This is a genomic window from Desulfovirgula thermocuniculi DSM 16036 (genome assembly GCF_000429345.1).
Lineage (GTDB): Bacteria > Bacillota > Desulfotomaculia > Desulfotomaculales > Desulfovirgulaceae > Desulfovirgula > Desulfovirgula thermocuniculi.
This window is the reverse complement of sequence record NZ_AUBR01000121.1, coordinates 1-1,660: the sequence shown is the minus strand read 5'-3', so window position 1 is coordinate 1,660 and position 1,660 is coordinate 1. Positions and strand designations below refer to the sequence as shown.

General features: G+C 57.9%; 2 protein-coding genes. Both read left to right on the top strand.

Translation table 11 applies throughout. From position 1 onward, the window contains the following. Window positions 1-126 precede the first annotated feature (126 nt). Window positions 127-501 carry a single-stranded DNA-binding protein gene (locus G454_RS19715; protein ID WP_051276555.1) on the top strand — a complete coding sequence of 125 codons (375 nt, stop codon included), beginning with the start codon at window positions 127-129 and terminating at the stop codon, window positions 499-501. 23 nt (window positions 502-524) lie between these two features. Further along, entirely contained in the window at window positions 525-1,484 is a 960-nt protein-coding gene (locus G454_RS19710; protein WP_035108125.1) for a recombination directionality factor, read from the top strand. The last annotated feature ends 176 nt before the right edge of the window (window positions 1,485-1,660 follow it).

Here is a 1,660-nt window from a genome sequence, read left to right as displayed (position 1 = left end):
TGGTGTCGGAGGTGCAGACGGCGGCCAACATGCACCTGTTCTTCGCGATGGTCGGCGGGAAGTGGCGCCTCGTCAAGGCGGCGGTAGAGAGGGAAGTATAGGCTTCGGGGTAGGTGGAGGAACGGTATGAACATCGTGGCCCTGACCGGCAGGCTCGCCAGGGATCCAGAACTAAGGGAAACAGACTCCAACGTGCCTGTCTGCCGCATTGTGCTGGCCGTCAGGAAGCCATTTTCCAAGGATCTGGCGGGATACTTCGACTGCTACCTCTTTCGGGAACAGGCAAAGATTGCAAAGGAATACCTGGCCAAGGGTCGTCAGGTAAGCATCACGGGGTGGCTGAGGGAGCGGATCTACGAGGACAACCAAGGAGTGCGCCGCAGGGCGGTTGACATCATGGTTGATCGTTTCGAGTTTCTGGACGTTGACAGAGTGGCCGCCAGCAACACAGTAGAAACAGCAGGAGGATTGAACGCAAACGAAAGCGATCTTCCGTTTTAATCCTTAGAAGGAAGGTGTTAGCAATGCCGATCAAAGGATGGACGGATATTCCGGTGAGGTTCCCGCGGCTCGGTACCATAGCCCTCGGGGTGAAGAACGAAGAGGGTTACCCAGTCGCCGTGGATTACTTCGTCGTGCCGCCCGAAGTGCAAGCAGTCTACGGCCCACAACCGCGGGAATTAGATGTGATGTTCCCCGCGGAAGACTTCAACGTGATCGCTTCGGCGTGGTTGAAGCGCTACGGCGATCAGTTCGGCCTCATCTGCCGGGGCGACGGAGAAACGGCCACCCTGGCCGGGAACTACGGAAAACTTGAGGAGTACGGGGTAACGGTCAGAGGTGGCGTTTACAGGATGCGGGGCAGGGAGGAAGCCGCACTCGAGACGGAAAAGAACGGCGGGCGCACTTGGGTGAAGATCCCCTGCACGTATCAGCAGTGCCGTTTCTACGCCGCCGGGAAGTGCCGGGAAGTGGTCATCCTCAGCGTGATACTGCCCAAGGTACCCGGTGTCTTGGGGGTTTACTCCTTAGATACTGGTAGCATCAACAGTTATCGGAACATCCGGGACGCCTTGATGATGCTCAAGGCAATGATAGGTCGCTTCTCTTTCGTCCCACTAAAGTTGCGCGTGCGGATGGAGGAGAAGCGTCCCATGCTGGCGGATGGGCGGCAAGTGCGGCGGAAGGTACCCATACTGTACATTGATATGGGCGATATGACACTCCTGAAGATGTTCGAGTTGGCCCGTACAGGCCAACTAACGACTTCTATCGTCCTGCCTCCTACGCCCTCCAATATCGAAATAGAACCTCCCGACGAAGACAAAAAACCCGAACTGCTCTACGAACCTTTAGAAGAGCCGCTCGAAATAAGCGAGCCAGAACAACATCGCAAGAAACCGGAAACGGACAGGAAGGGTGAAGAAGGATTGTTTTCTAACCTTCAGCCGCCAGAAATAGAAGCAGATGGCTTCCCCTTCTAGGTATCAGCCCGCCCGGCGGCCGCGGGCGCGGCACAATTCTGTACCGCGGGTGCGCCGTGCAGGTCGGTCGGTGCGGCCCTACCGAAGTAGTATCCCGCACGCCGCACCGGAGGGGGCAGCCGCGGACACGGGCGGGATCTCTTCCGCCGGGGTTTCCGGAGTCAGGTTCCGGAAAC